Genomic DNA, 25,162 nt, shown 5'->3' on the forward strand with positions numbered 1-25,162 from the left:
GCCCGGCGGTCAGCGTGCCGGGCCTCGGGATCCCGCCAGCGCCCGCCGGGCGATCGTCTCCCGTTGCGTTGCCTCCCGCTGCGCCTGTTCCCGCTCGTCGGCCGCCCGTACGTCGTAGGCGGCGCGGGCGGCGGCGATCTCGTTCTGGTGCGTCTCCGTCCAGGTCACCAGGGCCCGGATCGTCTCGTGCAGGGTCGCCCCGAGGGGGGTCAGCTCGTAGTCGACCCGCGGCGGCACCGTCGGGAACACCGTACGACTCACCAGGCCGTCGCGTTCGAGGTGCCGCAGCGTACGTGCGAGCATCCGCTGGCTGATGCCGTCGATCTGCCGGCGCAGCTCCGTGAAACGCAGGCTCCGCTTGTCGAGCAGCGCGATCACGAGCAGGGACCACTTGTCGGCCACGCGGTCGAGGATCTGGCGGACCTCGCAGTCCTCCCGGCTGTCCCACTGCAGCACGTCGTAGTCGGCGTCGGTATCCCCGCAGTTACCGAGGGACCGCAGAGTTCCTTCTTCCATGCCCACCGATGGTGCCCGACGATGCTGCTGGTTACAAGAAGGAACCGGCAGGCATGAGGGGAACCGAGGGCGGCCGGTCCACCGAGAGGGGGCGATCAATCATGTCTACGGCAAGTAGCCGCATGGACGGACGAGCGTGGAGCGTGCTGCTCGTGCTGTGCGGGGCGATCTTCCTGGAGGGGATCGACGTCGCCATGCTGAACGTGGCGCTGCCGGCGATCCGGGCGGACCTCGGGCTGTCGACCGGGACGCTCAGCGGCGTGGTCAGCGCGTACGTCCTGGGCTACGGCGGCTTCATGCTGCTGGGCGGACGGGCGGCGGACCTGCTCGGCCGCCGCCGGATGTTCCTGCTGTGGCTCGTCGTCTTCCTCGTCTTCTCCGGGCTCGGCGGCTTCGCCACGGAGGGCTGGATGCTGCTGGTGGCGCGTTTCGTCACCGGCGTCGCCGCCGCGTTCATGGCGCCCGCCGGGCTGGCGCTGGTCACCGGCGCCTTCCCCGAGGGGCCGCAGCGCACCAGGGCCCTGGGCGTGTACGCCGGCACCGCCGCCGGCGGCTTCTCGCTGGGCCTCGTCGCCGGCGGCCTGCTGGCCTCCGTGGGCTGGCGCTGGGTCTTCTTCGCCCCGGTCATCCTCGCCGCGGTGATCCTCGTGGCCGCGGTCGTGCTGATCCGGGACACCACCGAGGACGCCCGGCCGGAGGGCGGGTTCGACATCGCCGGCGCGCTGAGCGTCACGGGCGCGATGCTGCTGCTCGCCTACGGTGTGGTGCGCCTGGAGCACGCCGGCGAGGGCGTCGGCACCACCGCCGGGGTGTTCGCCGCCGGCCTGGCCCTCGTGGCGGTCTTCGTCGCGATCGAGCGGCGGTCGGCCAACCCGCTCGTGCGGCTGGGCATCCTGCGCTCCGCAGCGCTCGTGCGCACCAACCTCGGCGCGCTGCTGTTCCTGGGATCCTTCGCCGGCTTCCAGTTCATGGTCACGCTCTATCTGCAGGAGCTGCGGGGATGGAGCGCGCTGCAGACCGCGCTGGCGATGCTCGTCGTCGGCGTCGACACCATCCTCGCGCCCACGCTGACGCCGCGCCTGGTCGACCGGTTCGGCAACGTGCGGGTGCTGCTCGGCGGAATCCTGTCGGCCGTCGCCGCGTACGCGCTGTTCCTGCCGGTCGCGGCCGACTGGACGTACGCGGCGATGCTGCCGGCCATGCTCCTGCTCGGCCTGGCGTTCTCGCTCGCCTACGGCCCCCTGACCATGGCCGCCACCGAAGGGGTGGACGAGCGCGAGCACGGGCTGGCCGGCGGCCTGCTGTACACGTCGATCCAGCTCGGCACCGCGCTCGGCATCTCGGCGGCGACCGCCGTCAGCGTCGCCGCCGCCGACGCTCCGGGCGCGGGGCTCGGCCTGGAGGCGATCCGCGCCGGGCTCGTCGTGCCGGTGGCCTTCGCCGTCGTCGCCGCGATCGTCACCGCGTTCGGCGTCCGTCGCGGGCCCGCCGTGCCCGCGGTCACCGCGCCCGCGTCCGTCACGAGCGCGGCCTGACGGGGCGGTGGAGCATGGCCGGCAGAGTCACGTCGTTCCGCGCGATCGAAGACCAGTTCACCGCGTACCTCGGTGACATCGTCTACGCCACGATGACGACGGTCGACGCCAAGGGGCGGCCCCGCGCGCGGGTGCTGATCGCGGTGTGGGAGGTCGTCGACGGCAGGCCGCTCGGGTGGCTCGCGACGTACCGGACCCCGGTGAAGGCGGCGCACCTGGCAGTCAACCCGCACGCCACCTTCTCCTACTGGAGCCCGAGGCAGAACGCGGTCGCCATCGACACCGTCACCGAGTGGGTCGACGACCTCGACGTCAAGCGCCACGTCTGGGAGCTGTACGAGCGCACCAGCCCGGCGGGCGTCGGCTATCCGCTGGGCTCCTACTGGCGCGGCGGCCCGGCCGATCCCGACCTGCACGTCCTGCGGCTCACGCCGTGGCGCGTGCAGGTCGTTGAGGGCGGCGACCTGCGCAGCCGCATCTGGCGGGCGGACGAACCCGACTGACGGCGTGCCGCCCGGCCGGGCCCGCCCGTCAGGCCCGGCCGGGCGACCCCGCGTCGCGCCGCCGTCCGTGCGGCGGCAGCGCGACGTCGCTGGAGTCGTCCGCGCGAGGTCGCCCCGTGTCCCTCTTCGGGCGCCCGGTCGAGCGGTCGGTCCGCCGTCCAGCAAACCGAGGCGGCCATGACGGCGACAGCGCTCCCTACGCCCGACGCCGGGTGTCAGGCGGTCCGCTCCGTCGCGGTGCCGTCGACGACCTCGTCGTGCACGAGCCCGCCGTTGATGGCGTACTGCTGCACGCGGGTGTTCCTCAGCAGACCGAAGTAGGCGCCCACGGCGATGCCGAAGTTCACGACCACCGCGTAGCCGACGTCGGCCACGTCGAAGGCGACACCCGCCTCGGCGGCGCCCAGCCACGCCTCCAGGAACGCCTTCAGGGCGGCCAGCGCGAGCAACACCAGGCCCTTCGGGCCGGCAGACCACGACTGCCGCATGAACAGCGCCGCCGCGAGCGGCAGCAGGATCGTGAGCGCCAGCGACAGCACGCCCGCCAGGTTGGGGGCGAACAGATAGGTGGGCAGGTCAGGTAGGACGATGGAATCCACGGTCCCTCCTCCGGGTGGTCGCGGTGGTGACGATGCTCGTCGTGCTGCCGTCTCCGCAGCGTCACCAGGTGTTCATTCGGCGGCGCCCCGCTACACCACCCGGCCGTCGACCCCGATCGCCACCCCCCGGGACGTCCTCGACCTGTCCGGCTGGGCGCCGACCGTGTCGAGCACGTGGTCAGCGACGCCGGCGGGCGGGCCCGTCCCGACGGTGGGCCGCGCGGCGCGTCGCACGGGGATGTCGTCGGACCCGGTGGGCACAATCGGCTGATGGAGAAACCACGGACAGTCTCGGCCGACGAGTGGCAGCAGGCCCGTGACGACCTGCTGAAGGCCGAGAAGGAGCTCACCCGCGCGCAGGACGCGCTCGCCGCCCGGCGTCGTCGCCTCCCGATGGTCAGGTTCGACAACGACCACCGTTTCGACACGCCCACCGGCCCGGCCACCCTGCTCGACCTGTTCGAGGGCCGGGGCCAGCTCGTGGTCTACCAGTTCATGGACAACGGCCCCCACCACCACTGCCCCGGGTGCACCTGGTTCACCGACAGCGTCCCCGTGACGGGGCTGGCGCGGCTGGCGGAGCGGGGGATCAGCTGGGCGACCGTGTCGGACATGCCGCTGGCGCAGATCGAGGCGTACAAGGCGCGTCGCGGCTGGACGCTGCCGTTCGTGTCGTCGCACGGCACGTCGTTCGCGGCGGACTGCGGGGCGGAGCGCGGCTTCATGCTCAGCGTCTTCCTGCGCGACGGCGCGGACGTCTACCGGACGTACAACACCACGGCGCGCGGCGTCGACCGGCTCGTCTTCGTCAACAGCATCCTCGACCTCACCCCGTACGGCCGGCAGGAGGACTGGGAGGACTCCCCGCCCGGCTGGCCGCAGCAGCCCACCTACGGCTGACCCACCGCCCGGCTCGCCCGGACGGCGACCCCACCGGAACGCGTGCCACCAGTCGGTCTCACATGATCGTTCTTCCTGGCAGGGTTGACGGCATGGCCGCGTCGCTCCGCTCTCGTCTGACCGACTGGACCGTCTCCGTACCGCTGCTCGCGGTCGTGACGTTGATCCTCACCTGGGGGCGCGACCTACCCGGCCCTGTCGTCGTCGTGGTGGCCGCGTTCCTGGTCGGCGCGGTGCTGGCGGCCGTCCACCACGCCGAGGTGGTCGCGCACCGGGTGGGGGAGCCGTACGGCTCGCTGGTCCTCGCCGTGGCCGTCACCGTGATCGAGGTCGCCCTGATCGTCACGCTCATGATCAGCGGCGGCGAGAAGGCGCAGTCCCTCGCGCGGGACACCGTCTTCGCCGCCGTCATGATCACCTGCAACGGCATCCTGGGGCTGTCGCTGCTGATCGGCGCGCTGCGCCGCAGGGTCGCCGTGTTCAACTCCGAGGGCACCGGCGGCGCGCTGGCCACCGTCACCACCCTCGCGGCCCTGAGCCTCGTGGTGCCGACCTTCACCACCAGCCGGCCGGGCCCGCAGTTCAGCCCCGCCCAGCTGGCCTTCGCCGCCGTGGCCTCGCTCGCGCTCTACGGCCTGTTCGTGATGGTGCAGACCGGCCGCCACCGCGACTACTTCCTGCCGGTCACCGCCGAGGGGCGGGTGGTCGACGCCGAGGTGCACGCCGAGCCGCCGCCGAACCGGGCCGCCCTGCTCAGCCTCGGCCTGCTGCTGGTGGCGCTGGTCGCCGTGGTCGGCGACGCCAAGACGGTGTCCCCGGCGATCGAGTCCGCCGTCGCCGGCGCCAACCTGCCGCAGTCCTTCGTCGGCGTGGTGATCGCGCTGCTGGTGCTGCTGCCCGAGACGATCGCCGCCGCCCGCGCCGCCCGCCGCGACCGGGTGCAGATCAGCCTGAACCTGGCGCTGGGCTCCGCCATGGCCAGCATCGGGCTGACCATCCCGGCGATAGCGCTGGCCTCGATCTGGCTGGAGGGCCCGCTGCTGCTCGGCCTCGGCGGCACCCAGCTGACCCTGCTCGCCCTCACCGTCGTCACCAGCGTGCTGACCGTGGTGCCGGGACGGGCCACCGTGCTGCAGGGCGGCGTGCACCTGGTGCTGCTCGCCGCGTTCGTGTTCCTCGCCGCCAGCCCCTGACCGCCCGGCCCGCGCCGCCTGGTGCCGGGCGGCCGGGGGTGGCTGCGGTTCACGCGTCGTCGAGGCGGGCGTCGGGCATGACGCGCCGGACGCCGGGGTACTGCACCGGCATCGCCGACGCCGGGGAGGGCACTGTGACGACGCGCGTGGAACGACGGCCGCGAAGTGCGCTCGCCGGCCTCGCGGTGGCTCTCGTCGCGGCGGCCGGGTGCGTGGTCGGCGGCGTGGCCGAGCCCGAGGGGCAGGAGCCACCGCCGAACCGACCCGGCGGCGAGGCATCGCCCGGCGCCGGGCAGACCCGGGCCGACGGCACCACCAGCGTCGAGGAGTTCCAGCAGGACGTCGCCGACGCGCGGGGCATCGCCGAGCGGTACTGGGCGGCCCGGTTCCGCGCCTCGGGGGAGCGGTTCCGCCCGATCCGGCGGATCATCCCGTACCAGCGCGACGGCGAGGTCTCCTGCGGCGGGCAGGCGTTGCCGCGCAACAACGCCGTCTACTGCTCGGCCGGCGACTTCATCGCCTACGACGTGAACTGGTCGGTGGGGGCGTTCCGTCAGGTCGGCGACGCGTTCGTGTTCTACCTGCTCGGCCACGAGTACGCCCACGGCATCCAGACCCGGCTCGGCATCCGCTACAGCTACACCATCCAGCAGGAACTGCAGGCCGACTGCATGGCCGGGGCGTACCTGGGCGACTCGGTGCGCTCGGGGGCGCTGACGCTCGACGACGGCGACCTGGCGGAGTTCCGCGAAGGGCTGCTCGCCGTCGGCGACGACCCGGGCCAGCCGTGGTTCGCCGAGGGCTCGCACGGCACCGCCGAGCAGCGCACCGAGTCGTTCTTCCGCGGCTACGAGCGGTCGCTGGACGCCTGCGGCCTCGGCTGAGCGGCGCTCGCGGCTCGGGGCCCGGGTCGTTGAACAGGTCACCCCGGCGGCACCTGGGCGCGCCGGCGGCGTTCCGGCTGAGAGGATTCCCGGGGTACGCCACCCGAGGGAGGATCTCCTGAGCAGCAACCACCCCGCCGCCGTGCTCTTCGACATGGACGGCACCCTGGTCGACAGCGAGAAGCTGTGGGACGTCGCGCTGAGCGAGCTGGCAGCCGAGTACGGCGGCACCCTCTCCGACGCGGCCCGCAGGGCGATGGTCGGCAGCAGCATGGCCGTGTCGATGCGCATCCTGCACGACGACCTGGGCCAGCCGGAGCGCGACCCGCAGGCCAGCGCGGCGTGGATCAACACCCGGATCCTGGAGCTGTTCCGCACCGGGCTCAGCTGGCGTCCCGGCGCGCTGACGCTGCTGCGGGCGGTCCGCGCGGCCGGCATCCCGACGGCCCTGGTGACCTCCAGCAGCCGGCCCCTGGTGGAGGTCGCGCTGGACACCCTGGGGCGGGACAGCTTCGACGCGGTGGTCTGCGGGGACGAGGTCGACGCGGCCAAGCCGCACCCGGAGCCGTACCTGACCGCGGCCCGCCTGCTCGACGTGCCGATCGCCCGCTGCGTGGCGATCGAGGACTCGCCGACGGGGGTGGCCAGCGCGCTCGCCGCCGGCGCGGCGGTGCTGGCCGTGCCGGCGGAGGTGCCGATCGGGTCGCTGGAGGGCGTACACCAGTTGGAGAGCCTGACCGGCGCGGACCTGGAGCTGCTGGCGGCCCTGCTCGGCGCGCCCCCGGCCGACGCCTGACGGGCGAGGAGCCGGCTGACGCGACGAGGGGCCCCGCCGACCGGCGGGGCCCCTCGTCGCGCGTCGGGATCAGTCGTGGGCGATAGCGCCCAGGACGTTGATCCGGGCGGCCCGGATCGCCGGCAGCACGGCGGCGATCACCCCGATGACCGCGGCCAGGCCGAGGAAGATCCCCATCTGGGACCAGGGCAGCACCAGGTCGGTGATCCCCTCGTCCCGGAGCGCCTCCACCACGGCCGCGCCGAGACCGGCGCCGACGGCGACGCCGAGCAGCGCGCCGAAGACCGAGATCACCACCGCCTCGACGGTGACCATCCGCATGGTCTGCGCCCGGCGCAGGCCGATGGCCCGCAGCAGCCCGAGCTCCCGGGTGCGTTCCAGCACCGACAGCGCCAGGGTGTTGATGATGCCGAGCACGGCGATCACGATGGCCAGGGCCAGCAGGATCTGGATCATCGTGAGCAGGCCGTCGAGCTGGCCGGTCTGCTGGTCGATGAACGCCTCCCGGTCGGCCACCGACACCTCGGGGGAGTCGGCCAGCAGCGCCTCGATCTGCGGCTGCACGTCGGCGACCCGGGTGCCCGGGGCCAGCTGGATGAAACCCTGGATCGGTTGCGGGATGGTGAAGTCGCGCGCCGCCTCCGGCGGCAGCACCACCTGGTTGGTCAGCTGGGAGCTGGCGTAGATGCCGGTCACCGTGTAGGTCCGCGCCTCGCCCCGGGCCAGCTGCACCGGGACCTTCGACCCGACGGAGAGCCCGCGCGACTCGGCGGTGTCCGAGCTGATCAGCATCTCGTCCGGCGCGAGCCGGTCGATGTTCCCGGCGGTGGCCTCGGCGCCGAAGATCTGCCGAAGCGCGGCGACGTCGCTGCTCGCCCCCACCCAGGTGCGTTCGCCGCCGACCACCGCCATGTCGCCGTACTCGCCGTCGGCCAGGCGTACGCCGGGGATCGCCGCGGCCTTCTCCAGTACCCCTGAGTCGAAGCTCGGCGGCCGGGGGCCGCTCTGCGCCCCGGAGATCACCAGCTCCGCCTTGAGCGTGTCCTGGGCGAGCGCGCCGATGCTGCTCTTCGCCGAGTCCAGGATCACGGTCACCCCGGTGACCAGGGCGATGCCCACCATCAGCGCCGCGGCGGTGATGGCGGTGCGGCGCGGGTTGCGGCCGGAGTTGAGCCGGCCCAGCTTGCCCGGCACCGACCAGGCGAAGATCGCGCCGAGCAGGCTCACCACCGGCCGGCTGATCAGCGGGGTCAGCAGCGCCACGCCGATGAAGGCGAACAGCACCCCGCCGAGGATGGTGGCCAGTGTGTTGCCGCCGGCGTTGCCGGTGAGCCCCAGGGCCAACAGCCCGGCGCCGACGGCGGTGACGACCGCGCCGGCCACGGTGACCTTCGTCAGCGGGCGGTCCGGGTTGGCCACGTCCTGCATCGCGGCGATCGGCGGGATCCGGGACGCCCGCAGCGCCGGCAGCAGCGCCGCCACGACGGTGATCACGAGGCCCACGGCGAACGCGCCGATGACGGCCGACAGCGGCACGCCGACGCCGGCCAGCGTCAGCCCGCCGGCGAAGGTGCTGAACAGGTACGCCAGCAGCGCGCCGATGCCGATGCCCGCGCCGAGGCCGAGCACCGAGGCGATCAGCCCCACCGCGACGGCCTCCAGCACCACCGACCCGATGATCTGCCTGCCGCTGGCCCCGATGGCGCGCATCAGCGCCAGCTCGCGGGTGCGCTGGGCCACGATGATCGAGAAGGTGTTGAGGATCAGGAAGGTGCCCACCAGCAGCGCCACCGCGGCGAAGCCGAGCAGGATCCGGTTGAAGAAGGACAGCGCCTCCTTCATGCTGGCCGCCGCCTCCTCGGACAGTTGCTCGCCGGTCTTGACCTCGTAGTCGGCGCCCACGGCGGCGGCGACGGCGTCGCGCAGCGACTCCTCCGACACCCCGCCGGCGGCGGTGACCGTGATGTTGCTGAAGGTGTCCGGCGCGCCGAGCATCAGCCGCTGCGCGACGGGTGTGGTGAACATGATCTCGTTGGCGCCGCCGATGGAGTCCCGGCCGCCGCTGTAGCCGAAGACGCCGACGATGGTGAACTCCCGCTTCGGCTGGAGGGTCAGCACGCCGACGCGGTCGCCGACCTTCACCTTCCCGGCCGTGGCCAGCGCCTTGTTGATCACGATCTCGTCGTCGGCCTGCGGCGCCCGTCCCTCGCGCAGCTGCACCAGGTCGTTCTCGCCGGTCCAGTTCTCGCCGAGCTGCGGCGGACCGAACGAGGCGACGACCTTGCCGTTGCTGCCGATCAGCCGTGCCCCGTCGACGCCGACCACGCCGGTCGCCTCGGCCACGCCGGGCACCGCCCGGACCTTGTCGAGGGTCGCCGCCGGCAACGGCGGAGCGACCTGCATGCCCTCGGCCTCGGCTACGTCGATCTTCGGCTTGGCGGCGACGTTGACGTCCACCCCCTCGTAGGCGTCGGCGAAGATAGCGTCGAACGAGCGGCCGAGCGTGTCGGTGAGCACGAACGCGCCGGAGACGAACATGACGCCCAGCACCACGGCCAGGCCGGAGAGGATCAGCCGGACCTTGCGGGCCAGCAGGCTCTTCAGGGTCGCCCGGAACATCAGCGGGCCACCTCGGCGACCGTGTCCAGCTTCTTCATGGTGTCCAGCACCGTGTCGGCGGTCGGCTCGATCAGCTCCGAGACGATCTGCCCGTCGGCGAGGAAGACCACCCGGTCGGCGTACGCGGCCGCCGTCGGGTCGTGGGTGACCATGACGATGGTCTGCCCGTGCTCGCGTACGGAGTTGCGCAGGAAGTTGAGCACCTCCGCGCCGGAGCGGGAGTCGAGGTTGCCCGTCGGCTCGTCGGCGAAGATCACCTCGGGGCGGGAGACCAGCGCCCGGGCGCAGGCCACGCGCTGCTGCTGCCCGCCGGAGAGCTGCGCCGGCCGGTGGCCCAGTCGGTCCTGCAGCCCCACCGTCGCGATCACCGTGTCGTACCAGGCCGGGTCGGGCTTGCGACCGGCGATCGACAGCGGCAGCAGGATGTTCTCCTTCGCCGTCAGCGTCGGCAGCAGGTTGAACTGCTGGAAGATGAAGCCGACCTTGTCGCGGCGCAGCTTCGTCAGGCCCGCGTCGCCCAGGCCCGTGACGGTCGTGTCACCGATCGACACGGTGCCGCGGGTGACCGAGTCCAGCCCGGCCAGGCAGTGCATCAGCGTCGACTTGCCCGAGCCCGACGGGCCCATGATCGCGGTGAACCGGCCCCGCTCGAACTCCGCGCTGACCCCGCGCAGCGCGATGACCTGCGCCTCGCCGCTGCCGTACACCTTCCACACGTCGTTCGCCCGGGCCGCGGCCTGCGCCTGCTGGCCTACCGTCGCGGTCACGTCATCTACCTCTTCCGTCTGTTTTTGATCCGCGCCGCCCCCGCTGGTCCGGCGCGGCAGTCCCATCATCGGTGCTCTTGAGCCCCGATCCGTCCGACTCCGGTCGGAGCCGGTGCCTAATTCGCGGTGCGGGTGCCCCCGACGCCGGCTCAGGGTTGCCCCTGAGCCGGCGGCCGGCCGAGCGCCTCCCGCCAGCGCGGGACCGATCCTGCACACTGACGCCGCGTGAAGGTCAACCACCCGACCCCGCCGCCGGTCACGGTAGGTGACGGCGGCAACCGTGTCGGACCGCCGGCGGATCCCGGCGTACGCGGGGCCGCGCCGCGCGGTGGCGGGGCGCTACGCCCGGGGGCGGACCAGTCCCGACTCGTACGCCAGCACCACGGCCTGCACCCGGTCGCGCAGCCCCAGCTTGGTCAGCACGTGCCCGACGTGGGTCTTGATGGTGGTCTCGCTGACCGACAGCGCCCGGGCGATCTCGGCGTTGGACAGCCCGCGGGCCACGTGCACCAGCACCTCCCGCTCCCGCTCGGTCAGCGTGCCGAGGCCCCTCGGCGGGGCCGCCGCCGGGTCCGGAAGGGCGCCGGCGAAGCGGTCCAGCAGGCGCTTGAGGATCCGGGGCGCCACCACCGCGTCCCCGGCCGCCACGGTGCGGATCGCGGTGACCAGGTCCTCGGCCGGCACGTCCTTGGCCAGGAAGCCGCTGGCTCCGGCCCGCAGCGCCCCCACCACGTACTCGTCCAGGTCGAAGGTGGTCAGGATCAGCACCCGCACCGGCAGCCGGGCGTCGACGATCGCCCGGGTCGCGGCGACGCCGTCCATGCGCGGCATCCGGATGTCCATCAGGACCACGTCGGGCAGCAGCCGGCGCGCCAGGTCCACCGCCTCGACGCCGTCGCCGGCCTCGGCCACGATGTCCAGGTCCTCCTCCGTGCCGAGGACCATCCGGAAGCCGGTCCGCAGCAACGGCTGGTCGTCGGCGAGCAGGATGCGCACCGGCCGCGCCGGCACCGTCGCGTCGGTCACCTGATGCCCCCGTCCTGGTCGCCGCTCACGCCGCCGCCCCGCCCCGCGGCCCGCCCGCGATTGTCGCGTACGCCCCCCGGCCGGTCACGCCGCCGCCGCGCCACGGTGTTCCACCGGAATGCTCGCGTACACCCGGAAGCCGCCGCCGGGGCGTGCCCCCGTGCGCAGGGTCCCACCGTAGAGGGCGACGCGTTCGCGCATCCCGACCAGGCCGTGCCCGATCCGGTCGCCGCCGGGACCGGGGCCGCGCCCGGTGTCGGCCACCTCGACGCCGACCGTGCCGTCGCCGAAGGTCAGCCGCACCTGCGCGGTGGCCGCACCGGCGTGCTTGAGCGCGTTGGTCAGCGCCTCCTGGACGATCCGGTAGAGGGTCAGCGCCACCCCCTCCTCCAACGCCCCCGGGGTCCCCTCGACCCGCAGCGTCACCGGCAGGCCCGCCTCACGCACCTGGTCCACCAGCGCCTCGATGCCGGTGAGCCCCGGCTGCGGGGCGAGGTCGGCCGCCGGCTCGGCGTCGGTGCGCAGCACGTCCAGCAGCCGGCGCATCTCCCGCAGGGTGGCCCGGCTGGTCGCCTCGATGGTGCCGATCGCCTCGTCGGCGGCGCTCGGGTCCCGGGGCAGCACCCGGCGGGCGCCGGTGGCCAGCACCCCCATCACGCTGACGTGGTGCGCGACCACGTCGTGCAGCTCCCGGGCGATGCGGCGACGCTCGTCGGCGACCGCCCGGTCGGCGAGGGAGCGCTGGTTCTCCTCCGCGGAGCGGGCCCGCTCCCGCAGCGCCTCGGTGGCGGCCCGCCGCCCGTGCACGGCGCGCCCCACCGAGTACGACACCGCCCCGATCAGCAGGTTGTTCAACGCCAGGTACCCGGAGCCGACGCCTTCGGTCACGCCGTCCAGCGGCGCGACGACACTCACCGCCGCGACCGGCAGCCACAGCGCCGACGCCGCCGCGACCGCCGTCTTCAGCGGCCGGGTGGCGGCCGTCGTGTAGGTGAGCACCAGGAGAGCCAGGCCCTGGGCGCCCGGCGCGAGGCCGAGCAGGGCGGGCACCGCCAGCGTCGCCACGGCCGCGGCGACGGCGGGCCACGGCGCGACCCGGCGCAGCGCCACCGGCGCGGCGCAGAGCACGCTCCAGCCCAGCGCGGCCAGCAGGTGCGGCGGCCAGTACTCGCGGGGGGTGAGCGTGGTGAGCAGTACCTCCGCCGCGACGAGCCCGAGGGCGAGGAGAGCGTCCGCGGCGAGCGGGTGCCGGCGCAGCAACGCCCTGGGGCCCGAAGTCATACCGCGACGCTAGCCGCCGCCACGGCGGATTGATCGTCGCCGACGGTGAGGCCCGCCTCATCCCTGAGGAGGAGAGCCGCTCATCCGCCTCTGGCCCGTCCGGGCGCCCGGCCGCAGTGGCGTGTGCCCGACGTCACCCTCGCGCGCGGGGGTCACTCGTCGGCGCCGGGGGGCGCCGGGCGGGACCGGGCGTCGCGCAGCGGATCCGTCGCCACCTGCGTCGGGAACGGCGGCGGGGTGCCCCCGAAGCTCGGGCAGAGCGCCTGGTGACTGCACCAGTCGCAGAGCCGGCTCGGCCGGGGACGGAAGTCCTGCCGCGCGGTCGCCTGCTCGATCGCCCGCCACAGGGCCACCACCGTGCGCTCGAAGCGGAGCAGCTCGTCGGCGTCCGGCGCGTAGTCGCAGACCTCTGCGTCCCTGAGGTAGAGCAGCCGCAGCACGCGGGGAACCACGCCCCGGGTGCGCCACAGCACCAGCGCGTAGAACTTGAGCTGGAACAGCGCCCGCGCCTCGAACGCCTCCCGCGGCGCGCCGCCGGTCTTGTAGTCGACCACCCGCAGCGCGCCGTCCGGCGCCACGTCGAGCCGGTCGAGGTAGCCCCGGATCAGCAGCTCCTCGTCGACCACCGCCGAGATGAGGCTCTCCCGCTCGGCCGGCTCCAGCCGGCGCGGGTCCTCCACCGCGAAGTAGCCCTCCAGCAGCGCGGCGGCCGAGCGGAGGAACTCGGCCGCGGCCGGCTCGTCGCCGTCGCCGAACAGGCCCGCCAGCTCCGGCTGCTCGGTGACCAGCCGGTCCCACTGCGGGGCCACCAGGTCGCCCGCCGCGGTCGGGGTGCGCCCGTCGGCGGGCAGGTCGAACAGCCGCTCCAACACGGCGTGCACCAGCGTGCCGCGGGCCTGCTCGACGGTCGGGCGCTCCGGCAACCGGTCGATGCTGCGGAACCGGTAGAGCAGCGGGCAGGTCTTGAAATCCGCCGCCCGCGACGGCGACAGCGAGGCCCGCACGGTCGCCGGCACCTCGGCCGGGGTCGCGGGCTGCTGCGTGGTCACCGGTTCCGCCGTCATGCCCGGAAGGTTAGGGCACCGGTGTGACAGCTGTGCCGTCGCCGCTCCGGCGCATGATCTCCCGCCGCGTAGCATCGATCCGGTGGAGCAGACGAGGCAACCGCGGCGCCGGCCCGACCCGCGGCCCGGCCTGACCGTGGGCCGGGTCTTCGGGGTGCCGCTGCACCTCAACAGCTCCATGGTGCTGCTCACCCTGCTGGTGACCGTGCTCTACGCGGAGTTCGCCCGTCGCCAGCTCGACCTGCCCCAGCTCGCCGGCTACCTGATCGGTTTCGGGTTCGTGGTCTCCCTGCTCGGCTCGGTGCTCCTGCACGAGCTCGGCCACGCCCTCACCGCCCGCCGGTACGGCATCGGTGTGCGCGGCATCACCCTGGAGCTGCTCGGCGGCTACACGGAGATGGACCGCGACGCCCCGTCACCCCGCGTCGACCTGCTGGTGTCGCTCGCCGGCCCGGCCGTCTCCGCCGTGCTCGGCGCGCTCGCCGTCGCCGCCACCCTCGCCCTGCCCGACCGCACCCTGGCCAACCAGCTCGCGTTCCAGCTGGCGGTGAGCAACGTCATCGTCGCCGTGTTCAACAGCCTGCCCGGGCTGCCGCTGGACGGCGGCCGGGCGTTGCGGGCGGCGGTCTGGGCCCTCACCGACGACCGGCACCGGGGCACCGAGGTCGCCGGGTGGGTGGGACGTGCCGTCGCCGTCGGCACCGCCGCGCTGGTCACCCTGTTCACCCTCACCGGGGACCTGGCGCCGCTCGCGCTGCCGCTGATGCTGCTGGTCGCGTTCACCCTCTGGCGCGGCGCCGGGCAGTCGATCCGGATGGCGCGGGTCAGCCGACGCTTCCCGCTGATCGACCTGTCCCGGCTGTCCCGGCCGGTGCTCGCCGTGCCCACCGGCACGCCGCTGGCCGAGGCGCAGCGCCGCCGGGCCGACGGCGCGACGCCGGGCGCCGCGCTCGTGGTCACCGACTCCGCCGGCCGGCCGGTCGCCCTGGTCGACCCCGCCGCGGCGGACGCGGTGCCGGCGGAACGGCGCCCCTGGCTGGCCGTCGACGCGGTCGCCCGGTCCCTGGCCGACCTGCCCGCCATCCCCGTCGGGCTCGACGGGGAGCGGGTGATGGAGACGGTACAGACCCACCCGGGCGCGCAGTACGTGGTGACCTCAGGCGAAGATGTCGTCGGCATTCTGCACATCGCGGATCTGGCTCGCCTCCTCGAACCCCAACGGAAGATGAACACGTGACCGCAACTCCCTCCGCCGCCCCGGCCGACCCGGGCACCCCGGTGCCCGCCCACACCCCGGCGCTGCCTCCCGTGCACCGCGGGCCGTTCCGGCCCGGCGACCGGGTGCAGCTGACCGACCCCAAGGGGCGGATGCACACGGTCACCCTGGAGCCGGGCAAGGCGTTCCACACCCACCGCGGCATCCTGGAGCACGACGCGCTGATCGGCCTGCCCGACGGCAGCGTGGTCACCACCTCCGGCGGTGGCACCGCGTTCCTGGCCCTGCGCCCGCTGCTGTCGGACTACGTGCTCTCCATGCCGCGCGGCGCCCAGGTGATCTACCCGAAGGACTCCGCCCAGATCGTCGCCATGGGCGACATCTTCCCCGGCGCCAAGGTCCTGGAGGCCGGGGCCGGCTCCGGGGCGCTGTCCTGCTCGCTGCTGCGCGCCGTCGGCACCGAGGGCGAGCTGCACTCGTTCGAGCTGCGCGACGACTTCGCCCAGATCGCCCGGCGCAACGTCGAGGCGTTCTTCAACGGGCCGCACCCGGCGTGGCACCTGCACGTCGGCGACGTCGCCGCCTGCACCGAGACCGGCTTCGACCGGATCATCCTCGACATGCTCACCCCGTGGGAGACCCTCGACATGGTCGAGCGGGCCCTGGTGCCCGGCGGCGTGTTCATCGGCTACGTCGCCACCACACCGCAGCTGTCCGAGCTGGTCGAGGCCCTGCGCGAGCGCGGCGGCTGGACCGAGCCGCGGGCCTGGGAGTCGCTGGTGCGCGACTGGCACGCCGAGGGCCTTGCCGTCCGTCCGGACCACCGCATGATCGCCCACACCGCGTTCCTGGTGTCCGCGCGTAAGCTCGCCCCCGGCGTCACCGCGCCGCCGCGGCGCCGCAAGCCCAGCAAGGGCGCCGAGGCGTACGCCGAACGCCGGCAGGCGCTGCGCGAGGCGGAGGCGGCCCGGCAGGCGGCTGCCGCCCAGGTCGTCGCGGCGGCGCCGGCCGAGGCCGGGGACACGGTGCGGCCGTGACCGTGGAACGGGGCGGCTGGGAGTGAGCGGACGGAACCTGCCGGCCGGTGCGGGCCGGCGGCACGGGTGCGGGGAGGTGGCATGAACCGGCCGGGCTTCGGCGGCGGCGAGCTGCCGGCGGTGTTTCCCGACTGGTCGCCGTACCAGGACCTCGAATCGGCGGCCCGGGCCTACCTGCGCGACCCGGACGTCGCGCTGGAGGCGCTGGGCGGGGTGCTGCGCGGGGCGTCGGTGCTCGGCTTCACCCTGGAGCGCTTCGTCAACGAGGTCAACGGGGTGTGGCAGGAGGTCGTGGTCTGCGACGGCAGCCGGCTCGTCCTCTGGCACGGCGAGGACGTGCCGCCGGGGGAGGGCCCGGCCGGGTCGATGACCTCCTCGCTGCGGGTCGTGCCGGTCTCCACGGTCACCGAGGTCGGCTGCCGGCGGCGGCTGACCCGCGACGACAACGGCGGCATCCGGGTCGACAGCATCGACGTCTACCTGCTGCTGACGTCGCTGGACGAGGCCCCGCCCAGCGACGAGGCGGTGGGCGGGCCCCGGCACGACGCGCTGCGTTTCGGCAAGACCCTCGACGACGGGGGCGCGGGGCAGATCGCCCGGCTGGAGGAGTTCGCCCGCCTGGTCGCCTCGGTGGTCGGGCGCCCGATGCTCTGAGGCGTACGCCGGTCCGGCCGGCGGCGTCGTGCGGTCGTGCCGTCCTCCCACGCCCTGGCGGCGTGGGAGACGGGCGGTCAGTCCTCCTCGGCGTCCGGGCCGGCCACCTCGACGCCGTCGCTGCCGCGCACGACGTGGATGCACTCGCCCGGGCACTCCTTCGCGGAGTCGATCACCTCGAGGCGCAGGTGCTCGGGCACGTCGACCCGGCTGCCCGGCGCCTGCCGCAGCTCACCGTCGGGGCCCTTGACGTAGGCGAGCCCGTCGACGTCGAACTCGAAGACCTCGGGTGCGTACTGCACGCAGAGCCCGTCGCCCGTGCAGAGATCCTGGTCCACCCAGACCTGCAGCTGGTCGGTCATGACCTCCGCCACGGCGCACCCCCCATGTTCTCCCGTCCCACGCTCCGACGGTACCCGAACGCCCGGACCGGCCCTCGGGGCCACCCTTGGCGATCAAGGTTCGGTGACGAGCGCGTTGCGTGGGACCGAATCGGCCTCATAGCGGCTAGTGTTAGGGCAGAACGTTCAAGCCCCCCGGGGAGGTGGGACGTGGCACGCAGCGACGACGCGGACTCGCGCGCCGCACGGTGGGAGAAGGAGGCCCACGATCTCTCCACGCAGGTCGCGTTCCTTCAAGAGGAACTCGCTCTGGTGCGGCGCAAGTTGACCGAAAGCCCCCGACACGTCCGGCAGCTCGAAGAGCGGCTGGCGGCCACCCAGGCACAGTTGGCGCGGCTGACCGAGAACAACGACCGGCTCGTGAGCACCCTCAAGGAGGCTCGCGCGCAGATCGTGACGCTCAAGGAGGAGATCGACCGCCTCGCGCAGCCGCCGAGTGGCTACGGCGTCTTCCTCGCGCGGCACGACGACGGCACGGTGGACGTGTTCACCGGCGGGCGCAAGCTCAGGGTCGCCGTCTCGCCCTCGCTGGACGTCGCCGAGCTGCGGCGCGGCCAGGAGGTCCTGCTCAACGACGCGCTCAACATCGTCGACGCGTTCGGCTACGAGCGGGTCGGCGAGGTGGTCATGCTCAAGGAGATCCTCGCGGGTGCCGACGGCAGCCCGGCCGACCGGGCGCTGGTGGTCTCGCACTCCGACGAGGAGCGGATCGTGCACCTCGCCGACACCCTGATCGGCTCGCCGATCCGGGCCGGCGACTCGCTCATGATCGAGCCCCGCTCGGCGTACGCCTACGAGCGGATCCCGAAGAGCGAGGTCGAGGAACTGGTCCTGGAGGAGGTGCCGGACGTCGACTACACCGACATCGGCGGCCTCCACGCCCAGATCGAGCAGATCCGCGACGCGGTGGAGCTGCCCTTCCTGCACGCCGACCTGTTCCGCGAGCACCAGCTCCGGCCGCCGAAGGGCATCCTGCTGTACGGCCCGCCCGGCTGCGGCAAGACGCTGATCGCCAAGGCGGTGGCCAACTCGCTGGCGAAGAAGATCGCCGAGCGGGAGGGCAAGGAGAGGCACACCAGCTTCTTCCTTAACATTAAGGGCCCCGAGCTGCTCAACAAGTACGTCGGCGAGACCGAGCGGCACATCCGCCTGATCTTCCAGCGGGCCCGCGAGAAGGCCGGCGAGGGCACCCCGGTCATCGTGTTCTTCGACGAGATGGACTCGGTGTTCCGGACCCGGGGCTCCGGTGTCTCCTCCGACGTGGAGAACACCATCGTCCCGCAGTTGCTCAGCGAGATCGACGGCGTGGAGGGCCTGGAGAACGTCATCGTCATCGGCGCCTCCAACCGGGAAGACATGATCGACCCGGCGATCCTGCGCCCCGGCCGGCTCGACGTAAAGATCAAGATTGAGCGGCCGGACGCCGAGGCGGCCAAGGACATCTTCTCCAAGTACATCCTCCCCGGGCTGCCCCTGCACCCCGACGACCTGGCCGAGCACGGCGGCGACCCCCAGGCCACCGTCGCGGCGATGATCGACGCGGTCGTGCTGCGGATGTACTCGGAGACCGAGGAGAACCGCTTCCTCGAGGTCACCTACGCCAACGGCGACAAGGAAGTCCTCTACTTCAAGGACTTCAACTCCGGCGCGATGATCCAGAACATCGTCGACCGGGGCAAGAAGATGGCCATCAAGGAGTTCCTCACCTCCGGTCGCAAGGGCCTGCGCCTGCAGCACCTCCTCGACGCCTGCGTCGACGAGTTCCGGGAGAACGAGGACCTGCCCAACACCACCAACCCCGACGACTGGGCCCGCATCTCCGGCAAGAAGGGCGAGCGGATCGTCTACATCCGCACGCTCGTCTCCGGCGGCAAGGGCGCGGAGGCCGGCCGGTCGATAGAGACCGCCAGCAACACCGGTCAGTACCTCTGACGGACACCCGCACGGGGCCCGCGGCGCGACGCGCCGCGGGCCCCGTCCCGTCCACCCCACCCGGCACGCGCCGGCCGCCCCGGTCCGGCGCACCCCCTTCCGCCGTGCGGCGGACTACGCTCGACGTGACGGGGGACCGGTCGGGCGAGCGAAGCAGGTAGGTCGATGAGCGTAAGACGGATCATGGGCACCGAGGTCGAGTACGGCATCTCCGTGCCCGGCCAGGCCGGGGCCAACCCCATGGTCACCTCCTCCCAGGTGGTCAACGCCTACGGGGCACGCCCGGAACTCAACCGGGGCGGTCGCGCCCGCTGGGACTACGAGGAGGAGTCGCCGCTGCGGGACGCGCGTGGCTTCACCTACTCCGGCGCCGCGTACGACCCGGCCGAGGCGCTCGCCGACGAGGACCTCGGCCTGGCCAACGTGATACTCACCAACGGGGCGCGGCTCTACGTCGACCACGCCCACCCGGAATACTCGACACCCGAGGTGACGAACCCGCGGGACCTGGTGCGCTGGGACAAGGCGGGGGAGCGGGTGATGGCCGAGGCGGCCCGCCGCGCCGCCACCATCCCCGGCACCCAGCCGATCCACCTCTACAAGAACAACACCGACAACAAGGGCGCCAGCTACGGCTCCCACGAGAACTACCTGATGCGCCGCCAGACGGCCTTCGCCGACATCGTGGCGTACCTGACGCCGTTCTTCGTGACCCGGCAGATCGTCACCGGCGCCGGCCGCGTGGGCATCGGCCAGGACGGCGGGCAGAGCGGCTTCCAGATCTCCCAGCGCGCCGACTTCTTCGAGGTCGAGGTCGGTCTGGAGACCACCCTCAAGCGGCCGATCATCAACACCCGCGACGAGCCGCACGCCGACGCCGACAAGTACCGGCGGCTGCACGTCATCATCGGCGACGCGAACCTGTCGGAGATCTCCACGTACCTGAAGGTCGGCACCACGGCGCTGATCCTCACGATGATCGAGGAGAAGGCGCTCGGCTCCGACCTGGGCATCGCCGACCCGGTGAGCGAGCTGCGCGCGGTCAGCCACGACCCCTCCCTGTCCCACCTGATGCGGATGCGCGACGGGCGGCGGCTCACCGCCCTGGACGTGCAGTGGGCCTACTACGAGCGGGTGCGGTCCTTCGTGGACGAGCGCTACGGCACCGACGCCGACGAGCAGACCCTGGACGTGCTCGCCCGCTGGGAGAGCGTGCTGGACCGGCTGGGCCGTGACGTCATGCTCTGCGCCGACGAGCTGGACTGGGTGGCCAAGCTGCGGCTGCTGGAGGGCTACCGGGAGCGGGAGAAGCTCGGCTGGGGCTCGCACAAGCTCCAGTTGGTCGACCTGCAGTATTCGGACGTGCGCCCGGAGAAGGGCCTCTACCACCGGCTGGTCTCGCGGGGCGCGATGAAGACCCTGCTCGACGACGAGCAGACCCGCACCGCGATGACGGAGCCGCCGGAGGACACCCGTGCCTACTTCCGCGGCCGCTGCCTGGCCCAGTACGCCTCCGAGGTGGTCGCCGCCAGCTGGGACTCGGTCATCTTCGACGTGGGCCGGGAGTCGCTGGTGCGGGTGCCGATGATGGAGCCCGAGCGCGGCACCCGCAAGCACGTGGGTGCGCTCTTCGACCGCTGCCCCAGCGCCAAGGACCTGCTGGAGACCCTCACCGGCGGCTGATCGTCGCCGACAGATGCCCGTCGCGTGCCGAAGCCGGCGCGCGGCGGGCTTTTCGTCGCCTCCGCGAGGTAAGTTGATCGCAGGGCGATCGTGGAGGAGGCAGCAATGGCCACTCGTGACAGCGGCGGGCAGTCGCAGTCGGGCAAGTCGCGTCAGGGCGAGGAGATCGAGGACGTCACCACCGAGGCCAACCCGGAGGTCGCCGAGCGGCACGCCGAGATCACCGAGGACGTCGACGACCTGCTCGACGAGATCGACTCCGTCCTGGAGGAGAACGCCGAGGAGTTCGTGAGAGGATACGTGCAAAAGGGAGGCCAGTGATCATATCAGGCCGAAACGGACATGTCGGTTCCGCTTGATGATCAGAATGGTCGACGTCGTTGCCGCGACTGCGGAGACTCGAAGCCGCTCGATGAGTTCTGCGCGAGCAGCAAGCGTCCCAGCGGTCGCGGCGGCTACTGCAAGCCGCGCTTCAACGCTCGCTCCAGGGCGAGCTGTGCGAAGCGGGTGAAGGAGCGGTACGACCGTGAGGTGGAACCGCCCCGGGCGGTTCCGGACGGTCATCGCTTCTGTGCCGACTGTGAAAGCGTCAAGCCCGTGGCCGATTCTCCTCGTAACCGCTCCGACAGTTCGGGCTACGCCTCCTATTGCAAGCCGTGCCACCACCTCCGGACTCGGGAGACCAAGCAGCGGCTCTACGGCGGCAGTCGCGAGTACCACCTGCGGCGGCGCCACGGCGTCGGCGAGAAGGAGTTCCAGGAGCTCCTGGCCGAGCAGGGCGGGGTCTGCGCCATCTGCGGCACACCGGACCCCCAACATCTGGACCACGATCATCGCACCGGGTGGGTGCGCGGGATATTGTGCTTCAACTGCAACGGTGGTCTCGGCCAGTTCCGTGACGATCAGTCGCGGCTGGCGGGGGCGATCACATACCTGAGAGGAACCACGTGGCAGCGGGTTTTGATCCATCCGGGCGTCTACCAGATGTGTTCACCAACGCGGGGACGTCCTCCTTCACCTTGTTCCTGAGCAAGGTGGCCCCCGAGATGCTGCCCGGCCGACGGCCGCTGCCGCCGGGGATGGCCGCCGACATGGCGCCACACGCGACCACCATCGTGGCCATCTCGGCCGTCGGCGGTGTCGTGATGGCCGGCGACCGGCGGGCCACCATGGGCAACCTGATCGCCCAGCGCGACATCGAGAAGGTGCACCCGGCCGACGCGTACTCGCTGGTGGGCATCGCGGGCACAGCGGGCATCGGCATCGAGCTGATGCGACTGTTCCAGGTGGAGCTGGAGCACTACGAGAAGATCGAGGGCGCGATGCTCTCGCTCGACGGCAAGGCCAACCGGCTCGCCTCGATGATCCGCGGCAACCTGGGCGCCGCGATGCAGGGTCTCGCGGTGATCCCGCTCTTCGCCGGCTACGACCTGGCCGCGAAGGACCCGGCGCGGGCCGGCCGCATCTTCAGCTTCGACGTCACCGGCGGCCCCTACGAGGAGACCGGCTACGACGCGATCGGCTCCGGTTCGCTCTTCGCCCGGTCGGCGCTGAAGAAGCGCTTCCAGCCGGGGCTCTCCATCGACGAGGCGGTCCGGCTCGCGGTCGAGGCGCTCTACGACGCGGCCGACGACGACACCGCGACCGGCGGTCCGGACCTGATCCGGCGGATCTACCCGGTGGTGATGACGGCGACGGCGGAGGGCACCCACCGGCTCACCGACGAGGAGATGTCGGCGATCGCCGAGAGCGTGGTCTCCGGCCGGATGGAGAACCCGGGCGGCTGACCCGCTCCCGCCCGCACCAGTCAACAGCCGTCAGCACAGCGCCCTAAGGAGAACCGCCGCCGTGGCCATGCAGTTCTACGCCTCGCCCGAGCAGATCATGCGCGACCGCTCCGAGTTGGCCCGCAAGGGCATCGCCCGGGGCCGCAGCGCGGTGGTCCTGAGCTACGAGGGCGGGGTGCTCTTCGTCGCCGAGAACCTCTCCAGCGCCCTGCACAAGGTCAGTGAGATCTACGACCGGATCGGCTTCGCCGCCGTCGGCCGCTACAACGAGTTCGAGAACCTGCGCCGCGCCGGCGTACGGATGGCCGACCTGAACGGCCTGAGCTACGACCGGCGGGACGTCACCGGCCGGGCCCTGGCGAACGCGTTCGCGCAGACCCTGGGCGCCATCTTCACCGAGCAGTCGAAGCCGTTCGAGGTGGAGATCTGCGTGGCCGAGGTCGGTGCCAGCGCCGAGGACGACGAGCTCTACCGGCTCACCTACGACGGCTCCGTCAACGACGAGCCGGGCCGGATGGCGATGGGCGGGCAGGCCGAGGCGATCACCGGTGTGCTGAAGTCCCACCACCGTCCGGACATGTCGCTGGGCGAGGCGGTCAAGGTCGCGGTGCAGGCGCTGAGCAGCGTCGGGGGAGAGGGCGGCGCGGCCCGGACCATCGCCGCCAACCAGTTGGAGGTGGCGGTCCTGGACCGGCGCCGGGTGGGGCGGACGTTCCGCCGTGTCACCGGGGCCGCCTTGACCGCGCTGCTCGACGGCGGCAAGGCCGAGGAGCCGGTGTCGGCCCGCCCGGAGACGCCGACCTCGCCGACCGAGGAGGCGAAGAAGCCCACCACGTCGGCCGGCTCGGCGGACCTGGAGGGCCAGGAGACCCCCGAGGCGTAGCAGGGCACGTCCCGGGCGGGCGGCTCGGGCGTCGACGCGCCTGACCGTCCGCCCGGGCCCGCGCCTGGCCTCCCGGGGCCGGAGGACGCCCGCCCGCGTGCTGCCGACTCCGCGTCCGCGCCCGTCCGCGCCCGCACCCGTCCGCGCCCGCACCCGTCCGCGCCCGCACCAGTCCGGGCCCGTGTCTGTCCGCCGCGTCCGCTACTGGGGCGCCCGCGCGCACCGGTGCCGAGCGCCCAGGTGCCGTGCGGAAGCCGGCTCACGGGATCTCCGCCGCGCCTGGGCGTACCCCACGGGGTCGTGGCGGACCCGTGGCGGCGAGCGTCCACCTGGGACGCGACGCCCGGGCGTGCGAGGGCCGCGCCGTGACGCCGCGCGGGCGCTAGGCCGCGCTCACCGGTCCTGCCGCCGCGACCCTCGCGCGGCCGGGCGGGCGCCCGGTGTGAGACGGGCGCGGTGAGCGCTGCCCATCTGGGGCCTCGGGCGGCTAATGTCTCATCATGGAGCGGCGAATCTTCGGCCTCGAGACCGAGTACGGCGTCACCTGCACCTACCGGGGGCAGCGGCGGCTGTCCCCCGACGAGGTCGCCCGATACCTCTTCCGCCGAGTGGTGTCGTGGGGCCGGTCGAGCAACGTGTTCCTGCGCAACGGCGCCCGGCTCTACCTGGACGTCGGCTCGCACCCCGAGTACGCCACCCCGGAGTGCGACTCCGTGGTGGACCTGGTCGCGCACGACCGGGCCGGCGAGCGGATCCTGGAGGGGTTGCTCGTCGACGCGGAGAAGCGACTGCACGACGAGGGCATCGCCGGCGAGATCTACCTGTTCAAGAACAACACCGACTCGGCCGGCAACTCGTACGGCTGCCACGAGAACTACCTGGTCTCGCGGCACGGGGAGTTCGGCCGGCTGGCCGACGTGCTGATCCCGTTCCTGGTGACCCGGCAGCTGATCTGCGGGGCGGGCAAGGTGTTGCAGACCCCGCGCGGCGCGGTCTACTGCCTGTCGCAGCGGGCGGAGCACATCTGGGAGGGCGTCTCCTCGGCGACCACCCGGAGCCGGCCGATCATCAACACCCGGGACGAGCCGCACGCGGACGCGGAGCGCTACCGCCGGCTGCACGTCATCGTCGGTGACTCCAACATGAACGAGGTCACCACGCTGCTCAAGGTCGGCACGGCCGACATCGTGCTGCGGATGATCGAGGCCGGGGTGGTGATGCGCGACCTGACGCTGGAGAACCCGATCCGGGCGATCCGCGAGGTGTCGCACGACATCACCGGCCGGCGCAAGGTGCGGCTCGCCTCCGGCAAGGAGGTCAGCGCCCTGGAGATCCAGCAGGAATACCTGGCGAAGGCGACCGAGTTCGTGGAGCGGCGTGGCGGCGACCAGACCGCGAAGCGGGTGGTGGAGCTGTGGGGCCGGGTGCTGCGCGCGGTGGAGACCGGCGACCTGGAGCCGGTGGCCCGGGAGATCGACTGGGTGACCAAGCTGCGGTTGATCGAGCGCTACCAGCGCAAGCACGACCTGCCGCTGTCGCACCCCCGGGTCGCCCAGATGGACCTCGCCTACCACGACCTGCGCCGGGGCCGGGGCCTCTACGGGCTGCTGGAGCGGCGCGGCGAGGTGGACCGGGTGGCCACCGACCCGGAGATCTTCGAGGCCAAGGAGACGCCGCCGCAGACGACCCGGGCGCGGTTGCGCGGGGAATTCATCCGGCACGCCCAGGAGAAGCGGCGCGACTTCACCGTCGACTGGGTGCACCTGAAGCTGAACGACCAGGCGCAGCGCACCGTGCTCTGCAAGGACCCGTTCCGGGCGTACGACGAGCGGGTGGAGCGGCTGATCGCCAGCATGTGACGGTGCTGGCCGGCCCGGTGCGGTGGC

The 25,162-nt window shown here is 72.8% G+C and carries 25 protein-coding genes; 16 read left to right on the top strand and 9 right to left on the bottom strand.

Annotated features, from left to right (window positions below; translation table 11 throughout):
• Nucleotides 1–9: 9 nt before the first annotated feature.
• Entirely contained in the window at nt 10–516 is a 507-nt protein-coding gene (locus ACGF7U_RS16740) for a winged helix-turn-helix transcriptional regulator (protein ID WP_393107411.1), read from the bottom strand.
• Between the two features lie 122 nt (nt 517–638).
• Between ACGF7U_RS16740 and ACGF7U_RS16745 the strand changes: the two genes are divergently transcribed.
• Nucleotides 639–2,051: an MFS transporter gene (locus ACGF7U_RS16745; protein ID WP_393107413.1), complete on the top strand. Its 1,413-nt coding sequence runs from the start codon at nt 639–641 to the stop codon at nt 2,049–2,051.
• A gap of 14 nt (nt 2,052–2,065) precedes the next feature.
• Complete coding sequence (locus ACGF7U_RS16750) at nt 2,066–2,554, top strand: pyridoxamine 5'-phosphate oxidase family protein (RefSeq protein ID WP_393107415.1); 489 nt, start codon at nt 2,066–2,068, stop codon at nt 2,552–2,554.
• Nucleotides 2,555–2,769: 215 nt separating this feature from the next.
• Here the strand turns inward: ACGF7U_RS16750 and ACGF7U_RS16755 are convergent, their stop codons facing one another.
• Nucleotides 2,770–3,153 carry a hypothetical protein gene (locus tag ACGF7U_RS16755; protein ID WP_393107417.1) on the bottom strand — a complete coding sequence of 128 codons (384 nt, stop codon included), beginning with the start codon at nt 3,151–3,153 and terminating at the stop codon, nt 2,770–2,772.
• Nucleotides 3,154–3,423: 270 nt separating this feature from the next.
• Between ACGF7U_RS16755 and ACGF7U_RS16760 the strand changes: the two genes are divergently transcribed.
• The 4 genes from ACGF7U_RS16760 to ACGF7U_RS16775 all read left to right on the top strand — a co-directional run bounded on the left by ACGF7U_RS16760 (nt 3,424) and on the right by ACGF7U_RS16775 (nt 6,926).
• A complete protein-coding gene (locus ACGF7U_RS16760; protein ID WP_393107419.1) occupies nt 3,424–4,053 on the top strand; it encodes a DUF899 domain-containing protein in 630 nt (209 codons plus the stop codon).
• Between the two features lie 92 nt (nt 4,054–4,145).
• Nucleotides 4,146–5,246 carry a calcium:proton antiporter gene (locus ACGF7U_RS16765; RefSeq protein WP_393107421.1) on the top strand — a complete coding sequence of 367 codons (1,101 nt, stop codon included), beginning with the start codon at nt 4,146–4,148 and terminating at the stop codon, nt 5,244–5,246.
• A 134-nt stretch (nt 5,247–5,380) separates the two neighbouring features.
• Nucleotides 5,381–6,130, top strand: coding sequence for a neutral zinc metallopeptidase (locus ACGF7U_RS16770; RefSeq protein ID WP_393107423.1), 750 nt, complete (start codon nt 5,381–5,383; stop codon nt 6,128–6,130).
• Between the two features lie 142 nt (nt 6,131–6,272).
• Nucleotides 6,273–6,926, top strand: a complete 654-nt coding sequence (locus ACGF7U_RS16775; protein WP_393107425.1) for an HAD family hydrolase — start codon at nt 6,273–6,275, stop codon at nt 6,924–6,926.
• Between the two features lie 69 nt (nt 6,927–6,995).
• Here ACGF7U_RS16775 and ACGF7U_RS16780 read toward each other — a convergent pair whose 3' ends face one another.
• The 5 genes from ACGF7U_RS16780 to ACGF7U_RS16800 all read right to left on the bottom strand — a co-directional run bounded on the left by ACGF7U_RS16780 (nt 6,996) and on the right by ACGF7U_RS16800 (nt 13,683).
• On the bottom strand, nt 6,996–9,545 hold the full coding sequence (locus ACGF7U_RS16780; protein ID WP_393107427.1) for an ABC transporter permease: 2,550 nt from the start codon (nt 9,543–9,545) through the stop codon (nt 6,996–6,998).
• A complete protein-coding gene (locus ACGF7U_RS16785; protein ID WP_393107429.1) occupies nt 9,545–10,312 on the bottom strand; it encodes an ABC transporter ATP-binding protein in 768 nt (255 codons plus the stop codon). Before ACGF7U_RS16785 ends, ACGF7U_RS16780 begins: the two co-directional genes overlap by 1 nt.
• A 339-nt stretch (nt 10,313–10,651) precedes the next feature.
• The gene (locus ACGF7U_RS16790) at nt 10,652–11,338 is read right to left on the bottom strand and encodes a response regulator (protein ID WP_393107431.1); all 687 of its coding nucleotides are present in this window, start codon (nt 11,336–11,338) and stop codon (nt 10,652–10,654) included.
• 84 nt (nt 11,339–11,422) lie between these two features.
• Nucleotides 11,423–12,619, bottom strand: coding sequence for a sensor histidine kinase (locus tag ACGF7U_RS16795; RefSeq protein ID WP_393107433.1), 1,197 nt, complete (start codon nt 12,617–12,619; stop codon nt 11,423–11,425).
• A gap of 152 nt (nt 12,620–12,771) precedes the next feature.
• Complete coding sequence (locus ACGF7U_RS16800; protein ID WP_393107435.1) at nt 12,772–13,683, bottom strand: RecB family exonuclease; 912 nt, start codon at nt 13,681–13,683, stop codon at nt 12,772–12,774.
• An 82-nt stretch (nt 13,684–13,765) separates the two neighbouring features.
• Here ACGF7U_RS16800 and ACGF7U_RS16805 point away from each other — a divergent pair, with 82 nt between their 5' ends.
• The 3 genes from ACGF7U_RS16805 (at nt 13,766) to ACGF7U_RS16815 (ending at nt 16,590) form a co-directional block, all read left to right on the top strand.
• On the top strand, nt 13,766–14,920 hold the full coding sequence (locus ACGF7U_RS16805) for a M50 family metallopeptidase (protein WP_393107437.1): 1,155 nt from the start codon (nt 13,766–13,768) through the stop codon (nt 14,918–14,920).
• Nucleotides 14,917–15,936: a tRNA (adenine-N1)-methyltransferase gene (locus ACGF7U_RS16810; RefSeq protein ID WP_393107439.1), complete on the top strand. Its 1,020-nt coding sequence runs from the start codon at nt 14,917–14,919 to the stop codon at nt 15,934–15,936. Before ACGF7U_RS16805 ends, ACGF7U_RS16810 begins: the two co-directional genes overlap by 4 nt.
• 81 nt (nt 15,937–16,017) lie before the next feature.
• Nucleotides 16,018–16,590: a hypothetical protein gene (locus tag ACGF7U_RS16815; protein ID WP_393107441.1), complete on the top strand. Its 573-nt coding sequence runs from the start codon at nt 16,018–16,020 to the stop codon at nt 16,588–16,590.
• Between the two features lie 77 nt (nt 16,591–16,667).
• Here ACGF7U_RS16815 and ACGF7U_RS16820 read toward each other — a convergent pair whose 3' ends face one another.
• Nucleotides 16,668–16,964, bottom strand: a complete 297-nt coding sequence (locus tag ACGF7U_RS16820) for a ferredoxin (RefSeq protein WP_393107443.1) — start codon at nt 16,962–16,964, stop codon at nt 16,668–16,670.
• Nucleotides 16,965–17,141: 177 nt separating this feature from the next.
• On the opposite strand from ACGF7U_RS16820, the gene arc reads away from it, so the two are divergent.
• The 3 genes from arc to ACGF7U_RS16835 all read left to right on the top strand — a co-directional run bounded on the left by arc (nt 17,142) and on the right by ACGF7U_RS16835 (nt 20,927).
• Nucleotides 17,142–18,923: a proteasome ATPase gene (gene arc, locus ACGF7U_RS16825; protein WP_393107445.1), complete on the top strand. Its 1,782-nt coding sequence runs from the start codon at nt 17,142–17,144 to the stop codon at nt 18,921–18,923.
• A gap of 165 nt (nt 18,924–19,088) precedes the next feature.
• Complete coding sequence (gene dop, locus ACGF7U_RS16830) at nt 19,089–20,606, top strand: depupylase/deamidase Dop (RefSeq protein WP_393107447.1); 1,518 nt, start codon at nt 19,089–19,091, stop codon at nt 20,604–20,606.
• A gap of 105 nt (nt 20,607–20,711) precedes the next feature.
• Entirely contained in the window at nt 20,712–20,927 is a 216-nt protein-coding gene (locus ACGF7U_RS16835; RefSeq protein WP_067366797.1) for a ubiquitin-like protein Pup, read from the top strand.
• Here the strand turns inward: ACGF7U_RS16835 and ACGF7U_RS16840 are convergent, their stop codons facing one another.
• Nucleotides 20,928–21,440: a hypothetical protein gene (locus ACGF7U_RS16840; RefSeq protein ID WP_393108010.1), complete on the bottom strand. Its 513-nt coding sequence runs from the start codon at nt 21,438–21,440 to the stop codon at nt 20,928–20,930.
• On the opposite strand from ACGF7U_RS16840, the gene ACGF7U_RS16845 reads away from it, so the two are divergent.
• The 4 genes from ACGF7U_RS16845 to pafA all read left to right on the top strand — a co-directional run bounded on the left by ACGF7U_RS16845 (nt 21,372) and on the right by pafA (nt 25,135).
• Nucleotides 21,372–21,635 (top strand): endonuclease VII domain-containing protein, encoded by a 264-nt coding sequence (locus ACGF7U_RS16845; protein ID WP_393107986.1) that lies wholly within the window; start codon nt 21,372–21,374, stop codon nt 21,633–21,635. The genes ACGF7U_RS16840 and ACGF7U_RS16845 overlap by 69 nt on opposite strands.
• Complete coding sequence (gene prcB, locus ACGF7U_RS16850; protein WP_393107450.1) at nt 21,554–22,393, top strand: proteasome subunit beta; 840 nt, start codon at nt 21,554–21,556, stop codon at nt 22,391–22,393. The genes ACGF7U_RS16845 and prcB overlap by 82 nt, the downstream gene beginning before the upstream one ends.
• A gap of 61 nt (nt 22,394–22,454) precedes the next feature.
• A complete protein-coding gene (gene prcA, locus ACGF7U_RS16855; protein WP_393107452.1) occupies nt 22,455–23,276 on the top strand; it encodes a proteasome subunit alpha in 822 nt (273 codons plus the stop codon).
• A 500-nt stretch (nt 23,277–23,776) separates the two neighbouring features.
• Complete coding sequence (gene pafA, locus ACGF7U_RS16860; RefSeq protein ID WP_088993761.1) at nt 23,777–25,135, top strand: Pup--protein ligase; 1,359 nt, start codon at nt 23,777–23,779, stop codon at nt 25,133–25,135.
• Nucleotides 25,136–25,162: the final 27 nt, after the last annotated feature.

It is taken from the genome of Micromonospora sp. NPDC047670 (assembly GCF_043204915.1).
Classification (GTDB): domain Bacteria; phylum Actinomycetota; class Actinomycetes; order Mycobacteriales; family Micromonosporaceae; genus Micromonospora.